The sequence below is a fragment of the Enterococcus rivorum genome (assembly GCF_001742285.1).
GTDB lineage: Bacteria > Bacillota > Bacilli > Lactobacillales > Enterococcaceae > Enterococcus_L > Enterococcus_L rivorum.
Window position 1 is genome coordinate 125,539 of sequence record NZ_MIEK01000045.1, and the last position, 23,416, is coordinate 148,954.

Here is a 23,416-nt window from a genome sequence, read left to right on the forward strand (position 1 = left end):
CAGTAAAAAAATAAGAAAGAGGAGCGAACTCATGACGGTATCTATAAAGAACCATGCAAACATTACAGATGAGCAATTTAAAAAAATTTATGAAACCATGTGGGAAATCCGTTACTTTGATGAAAAAGTCGATCAGCTATTTGCGAAAGGCTTGATTCATGGAACAACCCATTTGGCTGTAGGTCAGGAAGCGACTGCTGCTGGAAGTGGAGCAGTTTTGAAAACAACTGACTGGATTACGGCGACTCATCGTGGGCATGGACAGACGATTGCGAAAGGAACAAACATTAAAGCGATGATGGCGGAGCTTTTTGGTCGAACAACAGGAACCAACAAAGGCAAAGGTGGCTCCATGCACATTGCTGATTTAGATACAGGAAATTTAGGTGCTAATGGGATTGTAGGTGGCGGCTATCCAATTGCTACTGGAGCAGGTTTGACTTCAAAAATGAAAAAACTTGATCGAGTTGCACTTGCTTATGGTGGAGACGGCTCCACTAACGAAGGAAGCTTCCATGAATCGCTGAACTTAGCGGCTATTTGGGATTTACCTGTTATTTTTTTCATTGAAAATAATCAATATGGAATGAGTGGCTCAGTAAAAGAGATGACTAGAGTGGAAAAGTTGTCTGATCGGGCTAAAGCTTATGGCATTAAAGGGGTTACGATTGACGGCAATGACCTGATTTCAGTGATTAATACTACTTCTGAAGCGGTAGAACGAGCAAGAAATGGAGAAGGACCAACATTGATTGAGGCACTAACCTATCGTTGGAAGGGACACTCCAAATCAGATGCTAAAAAGTATCGCACGAAAGAAGAAGAACAAGATTGGCGTACAAATAAAGATCCCATCAAAAGGACTAAACGAACCTTACTAGAGGCGGGTGTTCTTTCGGAAGAAGAGGCAGAAACACTTCGTTTAAAAGCGAAACAAACGATTGAAGAGGCCGTGACTTTTGCTGAACAAAGCCCAATGGTTCCCGTAGAGTCTCTATTTGACGATGTTTATGCAGAATAGGAGGAAGAGAGAATGAGAGAAATTACTTATTCAGAAGCTGTTCGCGAAGCGTTGTCTGAAGCAATGAGAGAAAACGAAGACGTGTTCATGCTAGGAGAAGATATCGGTGTTTATGGTGGAGCATTTGGTGTTAGTCGTGGGATGGTTGAAGAATTTGGGCAGGAGCGAGTTCGTTCAACGCCTATTTCAGAATCGGTTATTGCAGGGGCGTCAGTAGGAGCAGCTATGACGGGCATGCGTCCTGTCTTTGAAATTCAATTTTCCGACTTTGTGACAATTGCGCTAGATCAACTAGTCAATCAAGCGGCTAAAATTCGCTATATGTATGGGGGAAAGGCTAAAATTCCGTTAGTTATGCGTACGCCTGGTGGTTCAGGAACAGGGGCAGCAGCTCAACATTCTCAAAGTCTAGAAAACTGGACAGCCCATGTGCCAGGATTAAAAGTGATTCAACCTGCGACAGCTTATGATGCGAAAGGATTACTTCACGCGGCGATTGAAGACGACAATCCCGTGATGTTTTATGAGCATAAATTATGTTATCGGACAACCAGTGATGTTCCAGAAGGGAAATATACAATTCCCATCGGTGTAGCGGATATAAAAAAAGTTGGTTCAGATGTAACCGTTATCGCGACAGGAATCATGGTGCACAAAGCCTTGGCCGCAGCGGAGCTTTTAGCTGAAGAGGGGATTAATATAGAAGTTGTAGATCCAAGAACGTTAGTGCCGTTAGATAAGCAAACGATTATTGCGTCGGTATCGAAAACAGGCAAAGCAATTGTTGTAACCGAAGCTGTGAAGCGAAGTGGCTTTAGCGCAGAATTGGCTAGTGTGATTGCAGAAAGTGAGTGTTTCGATTTTCTGGATGCTCCAATCATTCGTCTCGCTGGAAAAGAAGTACCAATGCCCTATCATCCTGACTTAGAAAAAAAGGCAGTTCCACAAATAGAAGATATTGTAGCGGCTTGTCGAAACTTAATGGGAAAAGGATAAAGGGGGAGAAAACATGGCACACGAAATATTGATGCCTAAACTAAGCTCCACCATGACAGAAGGAACACTCACCGTTTGGCTGAAAAATGAGGGCGAACCTGTCGCTGTTGGGGATGCGATTTTTGAAGTCATGACCGATAAGATTGCTATTGAAGTGGAAGCTTATGAAGAGGGAATTTTGTTAAAAAGATTAATTGGTGACGGAGAAAGTGCGCCAGTAAACGCTGTTATTGGCTACATCGGAGAAGTAGGAGAAAAGCTTCCTGAAGAAGTGCAGACTACTCCTATCGTTGCAGTAGTGGAAGAATCAGTTGTAGGAGCGCAGGCACCTATGGAAGTCAAGGGAGCAACCGAAGTAAATTCTATTGCCACAAAAAAAGTCCGAGCGACACCTGCTGCTAGAAGATTAGCGCGAGAAAAAGGTCTCCATTTGAAAGATATTCAAGGATCAGGTCCCAAAGGTAGAGTTCAAGTGCAAGATGTGGCTCAGTATCAGCCTAAAACCGAAACAGCGACCATTGAATTAGAGGAGACACCGATCATTCCGTGGAGCGGGATGAGAAAAGTTATTGCAGATAATATGGTGAAAAGTCATACAACTATTCCGGCGGTAACAATGCATGCAGATGTGGACATGCGGAAAGCGAAAAAATTAAGAGCCGATTTGTTACCAATGGTAGAAGAAGACACTCATGAGCGTCTATCTTATACAGAATTGATTTTGAAAGCGGTAACGGTAGCGTTGCAAAAATATCCTCAACTGAATGCTCATGCTTTAGAAGAAGGAATAAAACAATATAGAGAGGTCAATCTTGGTCTCGCAGTAGCTTTGCCAGATGGTCTAATCGTTCCAGTGATTCACCAAGCAGAAACAATGGGCCTGAATGCCTTGACACATTCTGTAAAAGAAGTTACAAAAGCGGCTAGAGCAAGTACTTTGACGAAAAAACAATTATCAGGTGCAACCTTTACTATTAGCAGCCTTGGTAAAAGTAGAGTGAATTATTTTACTCCGATTATTAATACACCAGAAGTTGGAATTTTGGGAGTAGGTGGTTTATACGAACGTCTTCAGTTAGAGAAAAAAGATGGGCAAGAAAGTATTGAAACGATCCCAACATTACCTCTTAGCTTAACCTTCGATCATAGGGTAGTTGATGGTGTACCAGCGGCGGATTTTCTAAGTCTGATTGTTGCGCTACTAGAAGAACCGATGCGCTTGTTGCTGTGAGTAGACGGAGGGAAAAAGTATGAAAACGACGGAAGTACTTGTAATTGGGTCTGGACCTGGCGGTTACGTAGCAGCTATCAGAGCCGCTCAATTAGGTAAAAAAGTAACAATTGTTGAAGCGGAAGCTGTTGGTGGTGTGTGCTTAAATGTAGGATGTATTCCTTCAAAAGCGTTGATTACTGCGGGGCATCGTTATCAAGAGATGCTGAATAGTTCTTTTTTAGGCTTATCCGCAAAGGATGTGACATTAGATTTTACTAAAACGCAACAATGGAAAAACCAACAAGTAGTGAGCAAGTTAACGTCAGGGATTACTGCATTACTTAAAAAAAATCAAGTGACGATTGTTATAGGTCAGGCAACCTTCATTTCTAAAACCAGTGCGGAGGTTGACAGTAAAGGAGAAAAAGAACAGATTGCCTTTCAACAAGCGATTTTAGCGACAGGAAGTCGTCCAATCGAAATAAAAGGATTTCCTTTTGGTGGAAGGATTCTTGATTCTACTGGTGGCTTGAATTTAACTGAAATACCCAAAAATCTGATTATTATTGGTGGTGGCTACATTGGCTGTGAATTAGCAGGCGCCTATGCCAATCTTGGTTCAAAGGTCACTTTAATTGAAGGAAGTCCGAGTATCTTACCAAGTTTTGAGGAAGATATTCAAGAATTAGTCAATAATAAATTTAAGAAAAACGGTGTGACAGTGGAAGCATCAGCTAAGGCAATTAGTGCTACCCAGACTGCAGACCAAGTTTGTGTCGAAGTTGATTGTGGCGGTAAACGGCAAAAGATTGATGCAGATTATGTGATGGTAACTGTTGGAAGAAAAGCAAATACTGATGGAATTGGGCTTGAAGCAATTGGCGTTGAAAAGGATAAGCATCAACTGATTAAAATCGATTCGCAATATCGCACCACACAACCAAATATTTTTGCCATTGGGGACATTGTACCCGGTTTGGCGTTAGCTCATAAAGCTAGTTATGATGGAAAGGTAGCGGCGGAAGTCTGTGCAGGAAAACAAGTGGTTCGAGATTATCGAGTCATTCCAGCAGTTTGTTTTACTGACCCAGAAATTGCAGTAGTTGGTTTAACCAAAAAAGAAGCGATTGAAAATGGAATCGATGCTGAAGTAGCCGTGTTTCCGATGCAAGCGAATGGGCGAGCACTCTCCATGAATGAACCAGATGGGTTTATTCGATTGGTTTTTGACAAAGCAGATCAAAGCTTGCTTGGTGCCCAAATTGTAGGAGTAAATGCTAGTGAGTTAATTGCCGAAATAACTATAGCGATTGAAACCTTCCTGACTTTAGAAGATGTTGCTTTGACAATCCATGGACATCCAACGGTATCAGAAACCATTATGGATGCATGTGAAGTGGGCTTAGGCATACCGATTCATATGTAGCTATATTGAACCTCAATCGTTTAAAAGGTAGCATTATCAATAGATGCAGATACTATGATTTAGTAGGAACTGGTAAAGAAATGTTTCTGGAAATATAACGTACTGAAAAGGCGATTAACGGATCTTTTTAGTACGTTATTTCATTCTAAAGCATGTAGACAATCAATGTAACAATATCATTTTTTTGATTTGATTATGAGCTATTTTGAATCAAAGGGCAGTTTTTCATAAAGAAAAATAGTATTTGTGCTCTTTATGATTGAATAAAACCCTAGCAAGCCTAAAGTGGTCTGCTAGGGTTAGATATCGTTATTGATTTGTTTAAGCGAAAAAAGGTGAGCTTTTTAAGAATAGGAGCAATTAAGAAATCACTTTATCTTTCTTAATCACTCTAGAAAGTATAAGGGATGCAATCACACAACATACAGCCATTACAATTGCATAGATAAACATCATATTGAAGCCAGCTTTTCCAGAATTATTATCTAACCAGCCACCAATCATAGTATACATAAACACATCAGGTAAATAACCTAAACAAGAAACGATTCCTGAAACACGTCCAGTTTTTGATACAGGGATTCCTGCATCGTCAATGATGGCAAAGTATTGGCTTCGAATAAGATAGATAAAGAACATACCTGCTACAAAGTTTGCCAAGACAATCGCAATTAAGCCCTTGTCTGCTGGCAGAAACAGGAATAATGCATAAGAAAGACCCGTAAGAACGGCACCAGCGATAATTACTTTTAAACGTGAACCAATTTTATCAGCGATGACCCCACCGATGATTCCACCGAAAGCTTGAATGATATAGCGAACGCCTCCAAGTGTCGCTCCACCGGCAACCGATAAACCATAGACATTGATAGCTAATGTATTAATATATCCAAAAATCCCATACAAGCTATAACCGAAGAAAACAATTGCCACAAGTAGCCAAACACGAGGAATTGCTAATTGCTTAAAGGTTCCTACCACTACTTCTTTTAGTGACTCAGCATTTTCTTCTTGTGCTGTATCTTCAATAATAAACCAGTTCAATATTCCGATAATAATAACAACAATTGCACATGTTCGAATCGCCCAGGCGGTTCCTAGAATATCGTTTGCGAACATTCCGTAAACTGCCGTCATTCCAAAAACTAAAAGAGCATTTAAAATTCCGCGTAACCCTTCTTGTAGACCAAATAAACGTCCTTGTTCAGAAGAATCACCTAACATTCTGGTTGCTTTAATCATAGCAGACCAATAAGTAATGATAGTAGAAATTCCCATTAATACGAAGATAAGTCGAGCGGTGTTAAAGGATGGAAACGTTGAAAACCATAAGCCTAAAGCACCTGTAGCTAAAAAGGAGAACGTCAGTAATTTTCGAGCAGAAAACTTATCAGCTACGATTCCTCCTATAAAGTAAGAAAAAGTCGCCATTGTTGCGTAACCAGAAGATAACATGCCCATTTGAGCGTTACTTAAATTCATCGCTTTTTGAATAGGAACATAAAAAGTTTCGCGGATATAAGGTAGTTGGAAAATGATACCAGCTCCCGCAGCCAAGAGTAACAAAGTGCCATATTTTTTAATAAATGCTTTATTCATTGATAAAGTACCCTCCAGAAAATAGTTTTGTAAGAAATTAATGATAAACTGTGGTGTCATCCATCACCGTATTTTATCGTTCCAACGCGCTATTCTCTCTAGTAACACATTTAGTGTAAAGGCTTTCTAGATAGGTGTCAATCTTTTTATTATAATAAAATATTCAGTAATTTTTAATCATAAATTAATTTGAAGGTATTGTGAAAAAGGTCATTTGATGATGTTCTTAAGCTATATGGGGATAATTTTCCTCTATTGATGGAAAATGAACCTAAAGAATAGGTCAATCAAAAAAATAGAGAGCGAACCAAAACTAAAAAAACATTTTGATTCGTTCTCTATTTTTGAATTGACAGTGAGAAAAAACAGTCTCTGGAATTTGTTCATGTAAATCACTATGATTGCTTACAGAATAGATGATGCATAATATCTAGTGACTAAAGCTGCTTTGCTTCCTTACCCGAATACTAAAGGATAAAGTTCTTGAATTTCTTCCTATCTCTCAAAGGCAACCTCGTTTGTCTTAAACTCATTTTTTATTGAGCTCACGAATCACTTCCTCAATAAACATAAATAGAATCGTCCGAGTTTTTTCATGAGATTTAAGCTGTTCATCTTGCTGAGATTTAGTTAAGTAGATAATTTCGTTATTGTCCAATCGTAATTTAGAGTTTAATTCCTCTATTACTAATAAAGCTTTTGCTTGTTTCTTTTTAGCTTCTTCAAATAATGAATCAAATTGTGCGAATTTTCCAGCAACGGAAAAGATGAGCAATAAGGAATTGTCTGTCAATAAATTTGGAATTAAAGACTCTTGAGTAGCCCGAATGATATTTTTTTCTATCGTGTAAGTCAATTTATATTCAAAATACTCCATGCAAATATTTGTAGGACCATACCCAAACAGAATGATTTTATCATATTTTTTAATTAAATCAGCTAAATAAGTAATAGTGGAGGGATCAAAATTTTCCATAAATTCTTGAATGCGAGAAAATTCCGTGTTCATTTTTTTCCTTTTAATTAATTCTTTACCAGTGAGAAATCGAAAGTATTCTTTGTATCCTAAAAATCCTAGTTTTTTTACAAATTTTGAAATTTTTGAAGGTGAAACACCAGTGAGAGCAGCCGCTTGAGTAATAGTTAAATTAGGTTGACTTTTGCTTTCTTCGCTTAATGTCCGATGGATTTGTATTTCTAAGTCATTTAAGCGATCGAACTGTATTCTCATTCTTAAACATCTCCTTGATAAACGATATATAAAGAATAGCATAGAGAGACTCTAAAGAGCAAATTTAACGGAAAATTTTCCTTTATTAGGTTAAATTAGACTATTTATACGGAAAAATTAATTAAATTTTAATGAAAAAACATTTTGATACTCGTATACTAAAAAAGAAAAGCGCTTTCGTTAAAAAAATATATTGAATGGAGCTAGTTGAATGAATTCTGACACATTGATTAAAGAAACTATTATAGCAGATGTAAAAAAAATTGTTCCAGAAAGTCAAGTAGTAACAGATTATGAAACCTTGTACGATGCAGCATCGGATCGTTATCGGAAATATGCTAAAGCGAAAAGAGTTTTAGACAATCCGCTACCAACAGCTGTTGTTTTTCCAAAAAATGTAAATGAAGTAAAAGAGTTATTGATGTATGCTAACGAAAATGATATTAATGTCATTCCAAGAAGTGGAAAAACAGCCACAGAAGGTGGTCTTGAAAACTGGAAAGATCTAGCATTAGTTATTGACGGTTCTAAAATGAACAAGATTCTTAACATCGATCCATACAATATGCAAGCGACTGTTGAAGCCGGCGTGAAATTACAAGATTTAGAAGATGAATTAAGAAAAATTGGTTATACAACAGGGCATTCACCACAATCAAAACCAGTTGCCCAATATGGTGGATTAGTATCTACTCGATCAATTGGCCAATTTTCAACTTTATATGGTGGGATCGAAGATATGGTTGTGGGATTAGAATGTGTTTTCCCTAATGGCCATATTTCCAGAATAAAAAATGTTTCTAGGCGTGCAGGTGGACCAGATATTCGCCATATTGTGATCGGAAATGAAGGAACACTGTGCTACATTACAGAAGTCACGGTTAAAATATTTAAATACTATCCAGAAAACAATAAATTCTTTGGTTATTTAGTAAATGATGTAGAAACAGGGATTAAAGTCTTACGTGAAGTGATGACAAATGGCTACCGTCCTTCCGTAGCACGTACTTACTCCCCAGAAGATGCACGTCAACATTTCTACCATTTTTATGAAGACAAATGTGTGCTTATTTTCATGGCAGAAGGACCAAAAGGAATTGTCGAAGCGACAGGTGTTGGTATTGAAGAAGCTGTTGAGAAATTTAAAGATGGTGTTTGTAAACAAGTCGATAGCCAATTAATCGCAAACTGGTTTAATCAGCTGAATTGGACGCAACAAACGATTGATGATGAAGTACAGGGAATGATCGATAACGATAAGCATGATGGTTTTACTACTGAAATTTCTGCCGATTGGGAAACCATTCCAAAAATTTATAACAATGTTATCGAACGAATTCGTAATGAATTTCCACGGGCAAAAGATTTAACTATGCTTGGTGGCCATTCCTCTCATAGCTATATTAATGGAACAAACATGTACTTTGTTTACAACTACAATATTAACTGTGAGCCAGAAGATGAAATGAAAATTTACCATCATCCAATTCAAGCCATTATTGTAGAGGAAACATTAAAATTAGGCGGTTCTATGTGTCATCATCACGGAATTGGGAAATACCGTAATGAATGGACGAAAGAAGAACATCAATCTGCTTACTACATGTTAGAAAGCTTAAAAGAAGTATTTGACCCTAAAGGCATTATGAATTTTGGGAATATTTACCCCGTACAAGAAGGGTTTAAATACCAAAAATAGGACTATCTTTCATTTGAGGACGAGAGATCGTCCTCAAATGAATAGGATAGGAAGAGTTAAAAAATGAAGATTATTTGTTTAGTTAAATTTGTTCCTGATACAGATCAGTATGAATATGATTACGAGACCGATAAAATCAATCGTGAAAAGTCTACGCTGATTTTGAATCCTGATGATAAAAATGCCTTAGCTTGGGCATTGCAATATAAAAAGCAACACGCGTCAACTATTATTGAAGTTGTTTCAATGGGACCTTCAAAAATAGCAGAGGAACTAAAAGATTTCATCCGTTTAGGTGTAGATCAGGCAACCTTAATCAGTGACGGTCTATTTGCTGGGAGCGATTCACTGGCTACTAGTCTTGTTCTCGCGAAATATTTACTTTCGCAAGACTATACTCTTATTCTCGCTGGCACGCATACGTTAGATGGAGGAACTGGTCATATCGGTCCTCAAGTTGCTGAACTTCTGAAGCTCAACCAATTTTCAAATATAAAATCAATTGAAGAAGTAAATGAAAAATACACAATTGTGGCAGCTGCACAAGATGGAGAAATTCTTCGATTGAAAATCCAAAATCCGTGTCTTTTAAGTCTGACTAGTCAAATGAATTTGCGTTTAGGTTTCGTTAGATATGAAAACATCGATAGAAATGTCGATACACAATTCTCTCTAGTAACAAACGAAACATTAAACCTTTCAAAAGAGGATGTTGGGCGAAAAGGTTCTCCGACAAAAGTTCGAAAAAATGTTGTAGCAAAAAGAAAAAAAGTCATGCATAAAACCGTTAAAGTAGATGATGAAGGAATCGATGAAGTTGTTCAATTTCTAGAAGAAAAGGGGTACTTATAATGTTCAGAGCACTCATTCTGATAGATAATGATTTTGTGAATTATTCTGTTGACTTAATCGCTGTAGCAAAGCAATTGGCTGGGGAAGAGTCAGTCGAGATTTGTGGATTGGCTATTAATTTAGCTACGCAAGAAGTAAAAGGATTCGATTCACTTATTTGTGTAGAGGAACCAGCCATTCAAATAAAAGATAGCCGAGTGTTAACAGATATCATTGAACAAGTGCATCAAAAATATCAATTTGACAGTATACTAATTCTTGCGACAGAATTTGGTCGAATGGTTGCACCTAGATTAGCTATGAGATTAAACGTTGGTCTCGTGGCAGATATTACAGACATTGAAGTAGAAGGGCAAGAGCGACGGTTAATTCGCCCAGCTTTTTCTGGCAATATGTTAGCAAGTATTGTGTGTGATTCAAGCCCCATCATGGTAAGCGTTCATCCAAATGTTTTCCATGAAGAGGTTAGAATAAAAGAACCCAAAATGACTCATTTTCCAATTAGTGAATTGAAAGCGTCGTCAATTGAAGTGTTATCTGTTTCATCGGAGGAAAAGAAAAAAGATATCCGTGAAGCGAAAGTAATTATTTCAGCTGGCGCCGGTTTTACAGAAAACATCCACCAGCTAGAAGAACTGGCTACGGAACTAAATGGATCAATTGCAGCGTCTAAACCATTGGTGGAACAAAATCGTGCACCACGAGAAATCCAAGTTGGACAATCTGGTAAAACCGTCAGTCCCAATCTATATATTGCTTTAGGAATTTATGGTTCTATGCAACACGTAGAAGGATTGAAGAATGTAAAAGATCTCATTTCTGTGAATACAGATGAGGGCGCACCCATGAATTATTTAGCGAATCTGATAGTCGTTGGCGATGCGGCAGAATTTGTTGAAAAGCTTAAGTTGAGATTGAAAAAATAATACTGCGAACAAACATTTTAATAACCAAATCTTATCCGTTAGAAAGCAAAAAAATAAAAGAAAAGAAGGTAAAATAAATGGAAATAAAAGATTTTAAAATGGACATGTTTTCTATTAAAGGAAAAAACGCAATCGTCACTGGCGGAAATACTGGGTTAGGGCAAGCTTTTTCATTGGCACTGGCAGAAGCAGGAGCGAATATTTTTATGGCATCAATTATGCCTGATGATCCGGCTTTTAACAAAACGCTGCAAGAGCGTGGTGCGAAAACTTCATACATGTATGCAGATATTACAAAAACAGGTGTTCCACAAGAAATTATTGAAAAATGTGTAGAAGAACTTGGCTCAGTAGACATTCTTGTCAATTGTGCTGGAATTTGTCCAGTGGATGATGTCATCAGCTATGGTCGTGATAAATGGGACCCAACAATTAATATCAATTTAACTGCGGCTTTTGATATGAGTCATGAAGCAGCTAAAGTAATGATTCCGCAAAAGAGTGGAAAAATTATCAATATTTGTTCACTTTTCTCTTTCTTAGGAGGACAATGGGCACCAGCTTACGCTGCGTCAAAACATGGGTTAGCTGGTTTAACCAAAGCCTATTGTGATGAATTAGCCCAATATAATATTCAAGTAAATGGAATTGCACCTGGTTACTTCAAAACTGCGGTGGCACAAGCTTCGATTGAAGATACTGAGCGAAACAAATGGATTGTGGATCACACACCAGAAGGACGCTGGGGAGATGTTGCTGACTTAATGGGCGCAACAGTATTTTTAGCATCAGAAGCCTCTCATTTTGTGAACGGACATATTTTAGCAGTAGATGGTGGTTTCTTAGTACGTTAATGAATCAAATAAGTTCAAAAAATATACTATCTAACCCAATAAAATTAAACAGAAAACAAATGAAATAATTGGGGTAAGGAGAACTTCATGGATAAAAAATATATTGTCGGTATTGATGGTGGGAGTCAAAGTACCAAAATTGTTATCTTTGATCTTGAGGGAAATATTGTAGGTGAAGGAAAAGAAAACTTACGACCGATGAACTTGGCTGAAGGGGTTGTTGTTGAACATCCGTCAGACGATTTATGGGAGTCACTGTGTGTGGCAGCAAAAAAAGCAATGGATCAATTTGGTGTGAGAAAAGAAAAAATCGTTGGCATTGGCTTAGGCTCAATTCGGTGTTGCCGAGTTCTCTTAAAAGAGGATGGCACGTTAGCGCAACCCATTATTAGCTGGATGGATAAGCGGGTTTCAACTCCTTATGTTCATGATAATCCAGAAGTTAAGTACGTAACGTCTACTAACGGTTATCTTACCCATCGTCTGACTGGGGAATTTAAAGATAATATCGGAAATAACTTTGGACAATGGCCAGTGGACTATAAAACGTGGGATTGGTCTACAGAAGAAGAGGTTCTAGAAAACTTTAATCTTCCAAGAGAGATGCTATTTGATGTAGTGAAACCTGGAGAGATATTAGGGCATATTACCAAAGAAGCCAGTCTTAAAACTGGGTTTCCAGAAGGCGTGCCTTTGATAGCTACAACCAGCGATAAGGCAGTTGAAGCATTAGGTGCAGGGCTGATTCATGATACAAGTGCTTTCGTTTCTTTAGGGACTTATATTAGTAGCATGGTCACTGGGGAAGAAATGCCAAAAGACTCTGTCAATTATTGGGGCATTATGTCTTCAATTCCTAACAAGTATTCTTATGAAGGCTATGGCATTCGCCGAGGAATGTGGACGGTCTCTTGGTTTAAGGATTTATTAGGGGAAAAAATTAGTCTTAGAGCCAGCTATCAAGGGATATCAGAAGAAGAATATCTGAATGAACAAGCGCAACATGTGCCAGCTGGAAGTGATGGACTGATGACTGTTTTGGATTGGCTAGCTAATCCTTGGGAGCCCTTTAAACGTGGCGTGATGGTTGGTTTCAATGCCCATCATGATTATCGTTACATGTATCGTTCTATTTTAGAAGGAATTGCTTACACAATGAAGAACAATGTCACAAATATGACCAATGAGCTAGGAAAAGAGATTGAAGAAGTAATTATCACAGGTGGCGGTTCAAATAGTGACTTGTTTATGCAGATTTTTGCTGATATTTTCAATTTACCTGTAAAACGAAATGTCGTAAATGGAAGCGCCAGTGTTGGTGCTGCTATCAATGTAGCGGTAGGCTTAGGCATTTATTCTTCTTATGAAGAAGCTGTTGAAAAAATGGTAAAAGTGAAAGACATATTTTCACCGATTCCAGAAAATGTTGCCATTTACAAAAAATTAAATGAAGAAGTCTATCAAGGATTGACGAATTATACCGATAAAGTCTTAGAAAAAACATTTGAAATTTTACATCCAGAAGAAAGTGATTAGTATCTAGACCGAATTAGAATTGAGCGATGTTTCCAGTCAAAGGGGGAGGAGGCTAGTTGAAAGTTCTGAAACCTGACCTTTGAGCTTAAAGTGGTTCCTCGGTTTTTCACTGGCAATAATTGCTAGTAGTGGAACCTAGTCTCTCCTTTTTAACTGGAAGATCAAAATAGTTAAGTCTAATTTATTAAAAAAAGGGTGTTTGTTTTTATCTGTGATTGAGTATAGTGCTTAAAATAAATAGTGGAAAATGCCAGTTTATTTCATCTGGCAAAGCTTTTTAGAAGTCAATAATAGGTTCTATCAGGAAATATTTTATTAACTATAAAAGGACTAAATGCCGTTTTTAACGGCCTTTAGCCTTTTTAAGCATACATAGGAGTTGAAAGGAGTCGGCAGATGATTGAATTTATAGGAGTTGAAAAACGATATAGTAAGTCTGCAATTGCTGTTGAGAAACTAGATTTAACGATTGAGGATAATCAGTTTATTTGTGTGATTGGAACTAGCGGAAGTGGTAAAACGACATTGCTTCGGATGATTAATCGAATGATTGCCCCTTCCACAGGTACGGTAAAAATTAATGGTGAAGATACAATTAATTTAAATGAAGATGAACTGAGACGGAAAATTGGGTACGTTATTCAAAATATAGGACTATTTCCTCATCTAACTATTCGTGATAATATCATGATTGTGCCAAAGCTCTTAAAATGGACCGAACATCAAAAACAAGGGATTTCTGAGAAGCTAATTGAAAAAGTTGAACTACCTTTAGAGTACTTAGATCGAAAGCCAAATAATCTTTCTGGGGGGCAACAACAACGAATTGGTGTCATCCGTGCACTAGCAGCAAATCAAGACATAATACTGATGGATGAACCTTTTGGAGCGTTAGATCCAATTACTCGCGATGCATTACAAGAAATGATTAAGCGACTTCAAAAGGAAATGCAAAAAACAGTGGTTTTTGTGACTCATGATATCGAAGAAGCCATCAAATTGTCGGATAAAATCATTATCATGGATCATGGGAAAGTCGTTCAATATGATACGACTGAAAATATTTTAAGGCATCCTGCCAATGCATTTGTTGAAGAGTTATTAGGAAAACGCAAAAAACAAACATCTATCGGAAATGACATTCGAGTAGCGGATTTAATGAACAATCAGGTTGAAGCTATTTCTTTAAGCAAATCAATTATAGATGCCATTCGTCAAATGACCAATAAAAAAGTGGACTCCTTATTGGTAGTTGATGACCAACAACATTTAAAAGGGTTTATCGATATCCAAGATATTGACCGAAATATCAATAAATTTACCAACGTTTATGAGATTATGCGTACAGAAACAGCCAGTGTGAATCAAAATGAAAAGGTAGCAGATGTGGTCGATCCGTTATTAAATATGGAACTAAAATATTTACCCGTAGTTGACGATGCCAATCGTTTAGTTGGAATCATGACCCGCTCCTCATTGGTGTCATTGATTTACGATCAATTAAAGTAGGTGACAAAAATGGAGCAGTTTTGGAATCAATATGGAGCAGAGATTCTTTTGAAGTTTTGGGAACATTTTTACATTTCATTTAGTGCAATTATTTTGGGGATTCTGGTTGCTATTCCTCTAGGTGCGTTGTTAACACGAGTAAAAAGAGGGTCAGAAACGGTCATTAACATTGTCGGAATTTTTCAAACGATTCCTTCACTAGCCTTACTATCGATTATGGTGCCGATTTTTGGCATAGGAAAGATTCCGGCAATTGTGGCTTTATTTTTATACTCACTTTTACCAATTTTGAGAAATACCTATGTTGGTATTCAATCCGTTGATCCAATGTATTTAGATGCGGCCAAAGGTATGGGCATGTCTAAATGGCAACAGTTAGTACAAATTGAACTTCCTTTAGCATCAAGTGTTATTATTTCGGGAATCAAGGTTTCGGCAGTTTATGTTATTTCTTGGACTACATTAGCAGCATATATAGGTGCTGGGGGCTTAGGAGACTTTATTTTTAATGGCTTGACTTTGTACCGATTGGATTTAATTCTAATGGGAACAATACCGATAACGCTATTAGCCCTAGGAACGGATGCAGTATTGAAATATCTTGAAACCCAATTTTCTGTGGATCGAGGGTGATGAAATGAAGAAAAAAATGACTGTAGTGATTGCTTTTTTGGGGTTATTTGTAATTTTTATCCTCTCGAATGTGTCAAATAAAGAAGATACAATTACTGTTTCGGGAGGAGTGACGTCAGAGTCGCAAATTTTAGGCAATATCGTCGTGGAGCTGTTGCAACATTATACTGACAAAAATATTGTATTCCTAAATAATTTGGCTTCAGCCAATTTAATGCAAGCGGCGATGGAAAGAGGCGATTTAGACATTGCTTCGCCACGTTATACTGGAACGGATTTAGTTGGAACATTGAATCTACCAATCGAAAAAAATCCCGATAAAGCCTTAAAAATTGTCCAAAAAGAGTTTCGAGAACGTTACCAGTTTGAGTGGTTTCCAAGCTATGGTTTTTCTAACCAGTTTACATTTATGGTAACCAAAGAAACGGCTAAAAAATATAATCTAACCAAAGTTAGTGACTTAAAAGAGTATGCAACAGAATTGAATTTAGGAACGGACCAAACCTGGTATAAACGAGAAGGGGACGGTTATCACGCGTTTACAGAAGAATATGGCATGACCTTTAAACGAGTATTTCCAATGCAAGTAGGCTTGTTATACGATGCTTTAGTAGCAGACAAGTTAAACGTTATTTTAGGGTACTCTACAGATGGTCGAGTGGGTAGTTATGATTTAGTGATGCTGGAAGATGACCTTAAATTTTTTCCCCCCTATACATCGAGCTTAGTTGCTTCAGAAAAGGTTTTAAAAGAAAACCCAGAACTAAAAACTATTTTGACTAAATTAGAGGGAACCATTGATACAGAAACAATGCAAAAAATGAACAATCAATCCGATAGCGAACTTTTGGAGCCAGCACTAATTGCTAGAAAGTTTTTAGAGTCACACAACTATTTTGAGGAGGAAACGCCATGATTCAGGAACTAACCAACTATTTGAGTGAGAACTCTTCTTATATCATTAGCCAGTTTATGACCCATGCGTACATTTCCATTGTTGGGGTAGTCTTGACTTTTTTGATTGGTTTTCCTTTAGGCATATTTTTAGCAGATAATAAAAAAGCAGCGACTATTGTCATAGGAATTATCAATGTGATCCAGACGATTCCGACAATTGGTATGTTGACGATTTTGTTGATTTTAATTGGCTTAGGAGAAAATACGGTTATTGCTACGGTAGTCCTCTATTCTTTATTGCCTATCGTGAACAATACGTATGTTGGGTTGAATAATGTTGATCCAGTATATGTTGATAGCGGTCGAGGACTAGGAATGAGTAAGTTTCAAATTTTATATATGATAAAGATACCACTAGCCCTCCCAGTTATTTTGGCTGGAATAAGAAATGCTTTAGTGATTTCAGTTGGGATTACAACCATCGGCTCATTTGTTGGTGCAGGTGGTTTAGGCGATATCATTTTAAGAGGAATCAATATTACCGGTGGCGAACCAATTATTTTCGTAGGAGCTGCTTTATGCGCGGTAATAGCATTAGGAATGAACTGGTTGTTTGATTGGCTGACGAAGTGAAAATAATTGAAGGTTTGACTTTGTTAGAATTAAATTGGACAGGCCTTCTATTATAGAAATTTAATTAAGAGAATAAGTATAGAATAGCAAAAGCTAACACAGAAGATATTCATTGGCTAAGGGAACCGATGGAAAATTAATAATAGGGTTGGGAAGTCTGGAAAACAGATTTTTCATCCCTATTTATTTATTCATAAACAATAATTACTTTAAAACTTTCTTTTAAATATAAAATCACTTTATGTCATATTAATGGTAAAATTAATATTAAATAGATAGATGGAACTTAGTGAATATACGAATAAGTTTATCTTATCTATGAGAGGATAAGTTCTATATCTTAAGAACATAGAAAAGTAAGGAGGATCAAAAATAATGGTGAAAAAAGGGTACACAATTGGTTTAGACATTGGGACGACATCTGTTGGATGGGCAGTGACGGATGATGATTTTGAACTAGTCAACAAAAAAATGTCCATAAAAGATAAGTCAGGAAGTACAATAAAACGTGTTCGTAAGAATTTGTGGGGTGTTCGCCTATTTGACGAAGCAAAGACAGCAGAAAATACGAGGCGCACGCGTGGTGTTCGCAGAAGAATTAGGCGGAGAAAAGAACGTTTGAACTATTTACAAGGAATTTTTTCTTCAGAAATGGCTAAAATGGATGAGAATTTTTTTATGCGTTTGGAAGAAAGTTTTTTTAAATTGTCCGATAAATCAGAGCAAAACAAATTTCCTTATGCTTTGTTCAAAAATGAAATAGAAGAAAAAGCTTATTATAGGCAGTTTCCAACGATTTATCATTTGCGAAAACATTTAATGGAACATGAAGAAAGTGACTTACGTAAAATTTATCTGGGTCTTCACCACATATTGAAATATAGAGGGCATTTTGTGCAAGAAGGACAGAAGATGGACGTTGCTAATATTGACATTCAAGGGAATTTAAAAGAGCTTTTTAATGCCTTAAATGAGAATTTTTCTAACAAAGAAGATGATTTTGAGCAAGAGCGAATGAAAGACGGTGTGAAAAGAGCGAAAGTCCTTTTCGATACAGAAAAATTAGCAGCTGTTGAAGAAATATTAAAAGAAAAAATCTCAAAATCATGGAAGGTCAATAAAATATCAAAAGGTATTTTAGCAGAAAAAAAAGATTTGCCGATTTTTAAAGCGATTGTTGGAAATAAAATTGATCTCGCAGGTATTTTTGATTGTCCTGATTATGCAGAAAAGGTCAATGAGTCAATTAAAGAATTGAAAGATAAGGTATATTTTAACAAAGAAGATTTCGAAGAAACATTTGAAAAATTGAGTCAACTCTTAAAAGAAGAGGAATTAGAAATTTTGATACTAGCGAGAAAATGTTATGAAGCGGTATTATTAGCTGATATCATGCAGGGAGAACAGTCTTTAAGCGATGCGATGGTAGCAAAATACAATGATCATAAAAAAGATTTGGTTATTTTCAAAAAATTTGTTATCGATTATTTTTCTGAAGATGTTTACTTTGATTTGTTTAAAAATACACAACTTGCTGGAAATTATCATTCCTATGTCAAAGGAGAGCGCAAAGGAAATAAATTTAATCATGCCAGTTTAGATGATTTCTATAAGTTCGTCAAAAAAGAACTGGATAAAAAGGCAGAGGAGCTTTCAGAGCATCCGGTATACAAACAAATACTTCAAAAAATTGAGTTAGAGACATTTCTACCAAAACAGCGGATGTTCAAAAATGGTGCGATTCCATACCAAGTACATTTACATGAATTACGAGCGATTATAAAAAAACAAGAAAAGCGTTTCCCATTTTTAGCTGAAAAAATTATCATAAAGGATAACCAAAAAGATATATCTGAGTATAAAATTGAAACGTTAATGAAGTTTCGGATTCCATACTATGTCGGACCTTTGATTGAAGCGAGAGAAGGAGAACTAGGGAAAAAAAGAACCAATTATTCACGTTTCGCTTGGATGCAAAAATCTCCTGAATCACAAAATATAGGAATTACACCATGGAATTTTCATTCAGTTGTAGATAAGGATGCTAGCGCTAGCGAATTTATCGAACGAATGACGGGATTTTGTTCATACTTTCCAGAAGAGCCAGTGCTACCCAAAAATAGCTTGATTTATCAACAATTTACAGTTTTTCAAGAACTAAGTATCGTCGGTTATTATGATGAACAAAATAGGAAACATTACTTGGATGGTGAGACTAGAAGACGTATTTTTGAGGATTTATTTAAAAAGAACCGAACGGTTTCAGCTGGACTTTTGCGAAAATGGCTTGTTTGTAATCAAAGAACGTCGCAAGAAGAAAAAGAAATTCGACTGTTTGGTTTAGATTTGAAGAAGAATGGACTGGGTTCTGGCAATTTTAATACAAAGTATACGACATACCTAGATTTAAAAGATGCGGGAATTACAGAGAAACAACTCAAGCAACATAAAGATTTTTTTGAAAAAATTGTTAAATACCAAACTATTTTTGAAGATAAAAAAATATTGAAGCGTCGGATTATACTGTTAAATGAAGAGCAACCGCTTTTGTCAGAAGAACAGATCAAGAATCTTGCGAAAAAACATTACACTGGTTGGGGAAATTTATCCCTGAAATTGATTGATGGGATTCAAGATAAGGGGAAAACTATTTTGGATTATTTAGAAACGCAAGATTACAATCAGAACTTGATGCAATTGATGAATGATGAGAATAAATCGTTTGAAATGCAGATTGAACAAGCCAGAGCCGGAAAAGTTCAATTCGGTAAAATAGATTATTCATTTGTTGAGCAGTTAGCGGGAAGCCCAGCAATTAAGAGAGGAATCTGGCAGAGTTTACAGATTGTAGAAGAGTTAGTTGCGTTTCTAGGGAAAGAAAATATAAAAAAAATTGTCATTGAAATGGCGCGTGAGAACCAATCTTCTAAGCGGACAAAATCAAGGCAAAAACAAATTGAAGCGTTATATCAAAAAGTAACGGGTGATCTTAAAAATGAACAAGAAAAAATCGATGTAATGCAAAATTTTGATAACGAACGTGTCTTTTTATATTATTTGCAAAACGGAAAATGCATGCATTCTGGAGAAAAATTAGAGTTGTCACAGCTTTCAGAATATGAAATTGACCATATCATTCCCCAGACATATATCAAAGATGATAGTTTTGATAATAAAGTCTTGGTGACACGAAATGCCAACCAGCAAAAAGGCGGTGACGTGCCTAGCTATGATGTGATTGACAAGATGAAATCCTACTGGGAGAAACTGAAAGAGAACAACTTAATCTCTGAAAAAAAATTTGCCAATCTGACGAAAGGTAAATTTGATGATCAACAATTATCTGGATTTATTAATCGTCAATTAGTGGAAACACGCCAAATTACGAAGAATGTCGCCATCATTTTGGACAAAATCTATAATGATGAGGCAAAAAATGAAAAAGAAGTAGCAATCATTACACTTAAATCAGCTTTAACGTCACAATATAGACAAGGAATTATCTACGTGCCGAATGATGACTTTGATGAGTTGAAGCTAGTGTCCAAGACCAATTCTCGATTGAAAGAAGTCAAGCTACATGATGGATTTTACAAAGTTCGAGAAATTAATGACTATCATCATGCTCATGATGCTTATTTAAACAACGTTGTAGCGACATATCTCTATGAAGCAATGCCTGATTTGCGCCCACTGTTTGTATATGGTGAGCATTCAAGAGAGATACACAAAAGGTTCTTAGGCAAATATGCCACGACTCGAAAGGGGCAGTTTAAGCAGCTATTGGTAGATATGCAGGATGAATACTGGATGCGCAAAGACAAAGAAGGAAACTTTATTGATGGCGAAATTTTGTGGAGACGTGATGAAGTACTACAAATAGTGAAGAAGGTTTTAGACTATCGGAATATACAAATCACGAAAAAGTTAGAGATGATGGTCACAGGAGGGGAGGAAAAAAGCTTTTATCAAGATTCACGTTGTCGAAAAGACAAAACGGCGATACCATATAAAACAAATTGGGATCCATCTAAGTATGGAGGATTTAAATCGCCAAGAACAGCTTACGCTATTCCTGTCATTAAAAAAAATAAGCCTAAGCTAGAACCTGTTTTACTCGTTAATCGTTCAAAAGTCGAGACAGATGGACAATTTGACTGTGAAAAGTTCAAAGAATTAAATCCGACGTTGAAGATACTAGGACAACCAATCTGGAAATATCAATCTTTTGAAATGTTTGATGGAACCAAACGTTATATTGCTTCTGCTAGTGAAATTCATAAAGGGAACCAAATAAAATTTTCTCAAGAACATATGAAATTTATAAGCTGTTGCCAGAAATATGATGAAGTGAAAAATAAATTAGCTTTTGATTTTGTGAATGAAAGTAAACATTTATTCCAAGAAATCTTAACAGCTATAAAGGATAATATTCATCGCTATCGGCTTATCGCAGAAGGTATAGAAGTACACCGGAAATTTAGTAACATGCTTGAGAATATAGAAAAATTATCAACTCAAGAGTTGGTAGATAATCTATTAGATGCCATTAATATTACCAGTGTAGGAACTACAAACAATGCTTTTGGGAGGGTTAGGTATAAAGGCAGTTACCTAAATGAGATTTGGAGTGCTACCTTAATCCATCAGTCTGTTACAGGGCTTTACGAAACAAGAGAAAAACTAATATAATCAAAAAACTTCCGAGAAGATGTAATCATCTTCTCGGAAGCAAATTAAGATAAAAAAAAACGCCCGATGGCAGGCGAACTTGTGTAAGTTAGATACGCATATAGCTTATTTTAACTTAGTCATGTTAATTTGAACAGTTCCCACAGTTCATATAACAATTAAATCGTACTACAAAATAGTATGTATTGTCAATAAAAAGGAGGGGTAAAATTGACTTGGAGAGTTATTGTTGTAAATGAACATTCAAAACTAAGTTATCAAAATGGTAGCTTAATTTACAAATCAAATGTTTCAATTGAAAAAATACATTTAACTGAAATTCATACGTTACTATTAGAAACGACAGATATTAATATTACAACTGGGTTGATTTATAAATTAATCGAAAGTAACGTTAAAATTATTTTTTGTGATGCCAAAAGACATCCGCATGCAGAGTTAATTCCTTATTATGGTACTCACGATAGCAGTAAGAAAATTAATCAGCAGATAAACTGGCAAGAGGATTATAAGCAGTATATTTGGACAGAAGTGATCAAACAAAAAATTCACAATCAAGCAGCTCACTTAAAAAAAATAGGTAAAATAGATGAAGCTAATAAGTTATTTCATTATGTTGGTGAGCTACAACCATTTGATGCTACTAATCGGGAAGGTCATAGTGCTAAAGTATATTTCAATGCACTTTTTGGAAAGAAATTTTCTAGAGAGCAAACCAATGATATTAATGCTTTTTTAGATTATGGTTATTCACTAATCTTATCAATCGTCAATCGTGAAATTGCCAAAAATGGTCAGTTAACTCAGATTGGTTTAAAGCATACTAATTATTTTAATCCTTATAATTTGTCTAGTGATTTGATGGAACCATTTAGAATTGTTATTGATGAAATTGTTTATGAAATCCAAACACAATCTTTTAAAATGAATAAACATCGTCTTTTTGAAATTTTTCAGCGAACTTATGAATATGGCAATAAAAAAATGTATTTAACTAACGTGATTGAACACTATATAAAGAAGGTTCTACAGAGCTTGGACAAAAAAGACATTAAGTCGATACCGGAGTTCAGGATAAGTGAGTTATAGATATATGAGACAATTATTATTTTTTGATTTGCCAACAGAAACAGCGCAGGATAAAAGAGCCTACCGTAAGTTTCGAAAATTCTTAATTGCTGAAGGATTCGTAATGTTACAATTTTCAGTTTATAGTAAATTGACTTTAAATGATACGCAAGCAAAAACGGTATTGAGAAGGTTAGAACAAAATAAACCTAGAGAAGGAAATGTAGTTGTTTTGAAAGTAACAGAGAAACAATTTGCTCAAATGAGTTATTTACTAGGGGATAAGGATGCTTCTGTTGCTAACAGTGATCAGAGGGTTGTGTTTTTAGGGGAGGAGTTGAAAGGGACTGATTCAAATTAATTTTTCACATCTGGAACAACCAATAGAGTTGGAAAAAACGAAATGTAATATTTTAGTCGTTGAAAATAATCAAGTGTATTCGAAAATTATGTATTCTCTGTATAATCGTGAGGACGAGTATTTCAAAATTTTTGATGACAAATACAAAAATTTAAAAGAGAAAGAGATCATACTGTAGTGCGCCCCTTAAGTTGGACCAGAAAATCTAACTTAAGGGGCTTTTTATAGTGGCTAAATATGATTATGACTTTAAAAAATTAGTTGTTGAAG

The 23,416-nt window shown here is 36.1% G+C and carries 19 protein-coding genes; 17 read left to right on the top strand and 2 right to left on the bottom strand.

Annotation, left to right across the window (positions count from 1 at the left end; all coding sequences use genetic code 11):
- The first annotated feature begins 31 nt into the window (after positions 1 to 31).
- From BCR26_RS13870 to lpdA, 4 genes are read left to right on the top strand one after another with little or no spacing between them, the layout of a single operon-like run.
- On the top strand, positions 32 to 1,021 hold the full coding sequence (locus tag BCR26_RS13870; protein ID WP_069699585.1) for a thiamine pyrophosphate-dependent dehydrogenase E1 component subunit alpha: 990 nt from the start codon (positions 32 to 34) through the stop codon (positions 1,019 to 1,021).
- Between the two features lie 12 nt (positions 1,022 to 1,033).
- On the top strand, positions 1,034 to 2,017 hold the full coding sequence (locus BCR26_RS13875) for an alpha-ketoacid dehydrogenase subunit beta (RefSeq protein ID WP_069699586.1): 984 nt from the start codon (positions 1,034 to 1,036) through the stop codon (positions 2,015 to 2,017).
- Between the two features lie 13 nt (positions 2,018 to 2,030).
- Positions 2,031 to 3,248 (top strand): dihydrolipoamide acetyltransferase family protein, encoded by a 1,218-nt coding sequence (locus BCR26_RS13880; protein ID WP_069699587.1) that lies wholly within the window; start codon positions 2,031 to 2,033, stop codon positions 3,246 to 3,248.
- Positions 3,249 to 3,267: 19 nt separating this feature from the next.
- On the top strand, positions 3,268 to 4,656 hold the full coding sequence (gene lpdA, locus BCR26_RS13885; RefSeq protein WP_069699588.1) for a dihydrolipoyl dehydrogenase: 1,389 nt from the start codon (positions 3,268 to 3,270) through the stop codon (positions 4,654 to 4,656).
- A gap of 360 nt (positions 4,657 to 5,016) precedes the next feature.
- On the opposite strand, the gene BCR26_RS13890 is transcribed toward lpdA, so the two are convergent.
- Both BCR26_RS13890 and BCR26_RS13895 read right to left on the bottom strand, forming a co-directional pair.
- Complete coding sequence (locus tag BCR26_RS13890) at positions 5,017 to 6,255, bottom strand: MFS transporter (RefSeq protein ID WP_069699589.1); 1,239 nt, start codon at positions 6,253 to 6,255, stop codon at positions 5,017 to 5,019.
- A gap of 529 nt (positions 6,256 to 6,784) precedes the next feature.
- A complete protein-coding gene (locus BCR26_RS13895; protein ID WP_069699590.1) occupies positions 6,785 to 7,486 on the bottom strand; it encodes a MurR/RpiR family transcriptional regulator in 702 nt (233 codons plus the stop codon).
- A 211-nt stretch (positions 7,487 to 7,697) separates the two neighbouring features.
- Here BCR26_RS13895 and BCR26_RS13900 point away from each other — a divergent pair, with 211 nt between their 5' ends.
- The 13 genes from BCR26_RS13900 to BCR26_RS19260 all read left to right on the top strand — a co-directional run bounded on the left by BCR26_RS13900 (position 7,698) and on the right by BCR26_RS19260 (position 23,324).
- Positions 7,698 to 9,185: an FAD-binding oxidoreductase gene (locus tag BCR26_RS13900; protein WP_069699591.1), complete on the top strand. Its 1,488-nt coding sequence runs from the start codon at positions 7,698 to 7,700 to the stop codon at positions 9,183 to 9,185.
- Positions 9,186 to 9,248: 63 nt separating this feature from the next.
- Complete coding sequence (locus tag BCR26_RS13905; protein ID WP_069699592.1) at positions 9,249 to 10,037, top strand: electron transfer flavoprotein subunit beta/FixA family protein; 789 nt, start codon at positions 9,249 to 9,251, stop codon at positions 10,035 to 10,037.
- Positions 10,037 to 10,963 (top strand): electron transfer flavoprotein subunit alpha/FixB family protein, encoded by a 927-nt coding sequence (locus BCR26_RS13910; RefSeq protein ID WP_069699593.1) that lies wholly within the window; start codon positions 10,037 to 10,039, stop codon positions 10,961 to 10,963. The genes BCR26_RS13905 and BCR26_RS13910 overlap by 1 nt, the downstream gene beginning before the upstream one ends.
- A gap of 77 nt (positions 10,964 to 11,040) precedes the next feature.
- The gene (locus BCR26_RS13915; protein ID WP_069699594.1) at positions 11,041 to 11,817 is read left to right on the top strand and encodes an SDR family oxidoreductase; all 777 of its coding nucleotides are present in this window, start codon (positions 11,041 to 11,043) and stop codon (positions 11,815 to 11,817) included.
- Positions 11,818 to 11,904: 87 nt separating this feature from the next.
- Positions 11,905 to 13,353 carry an FGGY-family carbohydrate kinase gene (locus BCR26_RS13920; protein ID WP_069699595.1) on the top strand — a complete coding sequence of 483 codons (1,449 nt, stop codon included), beginning with the start codon at positions 11,905 to 11,907 and terminating at the stop codon, positions 13,351 to 13,353.
- 396 nt (positions 13,354 to 13,749) lie between these two features.
- A complete protein-coding gene (locus BCR26_RS13925) occupies positions 13,750 to 14,862 on the top strand; it encodes an ABC transporter ATP-binding protein (protein WP_069699596.1) in 1,113 nt (370 codons plus the stop codon).
- 9 nt (positions 14,863 to 14,871) lie between these two features.
- Positions 14,872 to 15,495, top strand: a complete 624-nt coding sequence (locus BCR26_RS13930; protein ID WP_069699597.1) for an ABC transporter permease — start codon at positions 14,872 to 14,874, stop codon at positions 15,493 to 15,495.
- 4 nt (positions 15,496 to 15,499) lie between these two features.
- Positions 15,500 to 16,411, top strand: a complete 912-nt coding sequence (locus tag BCR26_RS13935; RefSeq protein WP_069699598.1) for an osmoprotectant ABC transporter substrate-binding protein — start codon at positions 15,500 to 15,502, stop codon at positions 16,409 to 16,411.
- The gene (locus tag BCR26_RS13940; RefSeq protein ID WP_069699599.1) at positions 16,408 to 17,025 is read left to right on the top strand and encodes an ABC transporter permease; all 618 of its coding nucleotides are present in this window, start codon (positions 16,408 to 16,410) and stop codon (positions 17,023 to 17,025) included. Before BCR26_RS13935 ends, BCR26_RS13940 begins: the two co-directional genes overlap by 4 nt.
- 375 nt (positions 17,026 to 17,400) lie before the next feature.
- Positions 17,401 to 21,717, top strand: coding sequence for a type II CRISPR RNA-guided endonuclease Cas9 (gene cas9 / locus BCR26_RS13945; protein ID WP_069699600.1), 4,317 nt, complete (start codon positions 17,401 to 17,403; stop codon positions 21,715 to 21,717).
- Positions 21,718 to 21,927: 210 nt separating this feature from the next.
- Positions 21,928 to 22,806: a type II CRISPR-associated endonuclease Cas1 gene (gene cas1 / locus BCR26_RS13950; protein WP_069699601.1), complete on the top strand. Its 879-nt coding sequence runs from the start codon at positions 21,928 to 21,930 to the stop codon at positions 22,804 to 22,806.
- Complete coding sequence (gene cas2 / locus BCR26_RS13955; protein WP_069699602.1) at positions 22,796 to 23,146, top strand: CRISPR-associated endonuclease Cas2; 351 nt, start codon at positions 22,796 to 22,798, stop codon at positions 23,144 to 23,146. Before cas1 ends, cas2 begins: the two co-directional genes overlap by 11 nt.
- A gap of 28 nt (positions 23,147 to 23,174) precedes the next feature.
- Positions 23,175 to 23,324, top strand: coding sequence for a P-loop NTPase family protein (locus BCR26_RS19260; RefSeq protein ID WP_169818898.1), 150 nt, complete (start codon positions 23,175 to 23,177; stop codon positions 23,322 to 23,324).
- The last annotated feature ends 92 nt before the right edge of the window (positions 23,325 to 23,416 follow it).

Bases quoted from the DNA above. Each gene is read 5' to 3' on its own strand.
- BCR26_RS13870 (WP_069699585.1), top strand. From the start codon at position 32: ATGACGGTATCTATAAAGAACCATGCAAACATTACAGATGAGCAATTT.
- BCR26_RS13875 (WP_069699586.1), top strand. From the start codon at position 1,034: ATGAGAGAAATTACTTATTCAGAAGCTGTTCGCGAAGCGTTGTCTGAA.
- BCR26_RS13880 (WP_069699587.1), top strand. From the start codon at position 2,031: ATGGCACACGAAATATTGATGCCTAAACTAAGCTCCACCATGACAGAA.
- lpdA (WP_069699588.1), top strand. From the start codon at position 3,268: ATGAAAACGACGGAAGTACTTGTAATTGGGTCTGGACCTGGCGGTTAC.
- BCR26_RS13890 (WP_069699589.1), bottom strand. From the start codon at position 6,255: ATGAATAAAGCATTTATTAAAAAATATGGCACTTTGTTACTCTTGGCT.
- BCR26_RS13895 (WP_069699590.1), bottom strand. From the start codon at position 7,486: ATGAGAATACAGTTCGATCGCTTAAATGACTTAGAAATACAAATCCAT.
- BCR26_RS13900 (WP_069699591.1), top strand. From the start codon at position 7,698: ATGAATTCTGACACATTGATTAAAGAAACTATTATAGCAGATGTAAAA.
- BCR26_RS13905 (WP_069699592.1), top strand. From the start codon at position 9,249: ATGAAGATTATTTGTTTAGTTAAATTTGTTCCTGATACAGATCAGTAT.
- BCR26_RS13910 (WP_069699593.1), top strand. From the start codon at position 10,037: ATGTTCAGAGCACTCATTCTGATAGATAATGATTTTGTGAATTATTCT.
- BCR26_RS13915 (WP_069699594.1), top strand. From the start codon at position 11,041: ATGGAAATAAAAGATTTTAAAATGGACATGTTTTCTATTAAAGGAAAA.
- BCR26_RS13920 (WP_069699595.1), top strand. From the start codon at position 11,905: ATGGATAAAAAATATATTGTCGGTATTGATGGTGGGAGTCAAAGTACC.
- BCR26_RS13925 (WP_069699596.1), top strand. From the start codon at position 13,750: ATGATTGAATTTATAGGAGTTGAAAAACGATATAGTAAGTCTGCAATT.
- BCR26_RS13930 (WP_069699597.1), top strand. From the start codon at position 14,872: ATGGAGCAGTTTTGGAATCAATATGGAGCAGAGATTCTTTTGAAGTTT.
- BCR26_RS13935 (WP_069699598.1), top strand. From the start codon at position 15,500: ATGAAGAAAAAAATGACTGTAGTGATTGCTTTTTTGGGGTTATTTGTA.
- BCR26_RS13940 (WP_069699599.1), top strand. From the start codon at position 16,408: ATGATTCAGGAACTAACCAACTATTTGAGTGAGAACTCTTCTTATATC.
- cas9 (WP_069699600.1), top strand. From the start codon at position 17,401: ATGGTGAAAAAAGGGTACACAATTGGTTTAGACATTGGGACGACATCT.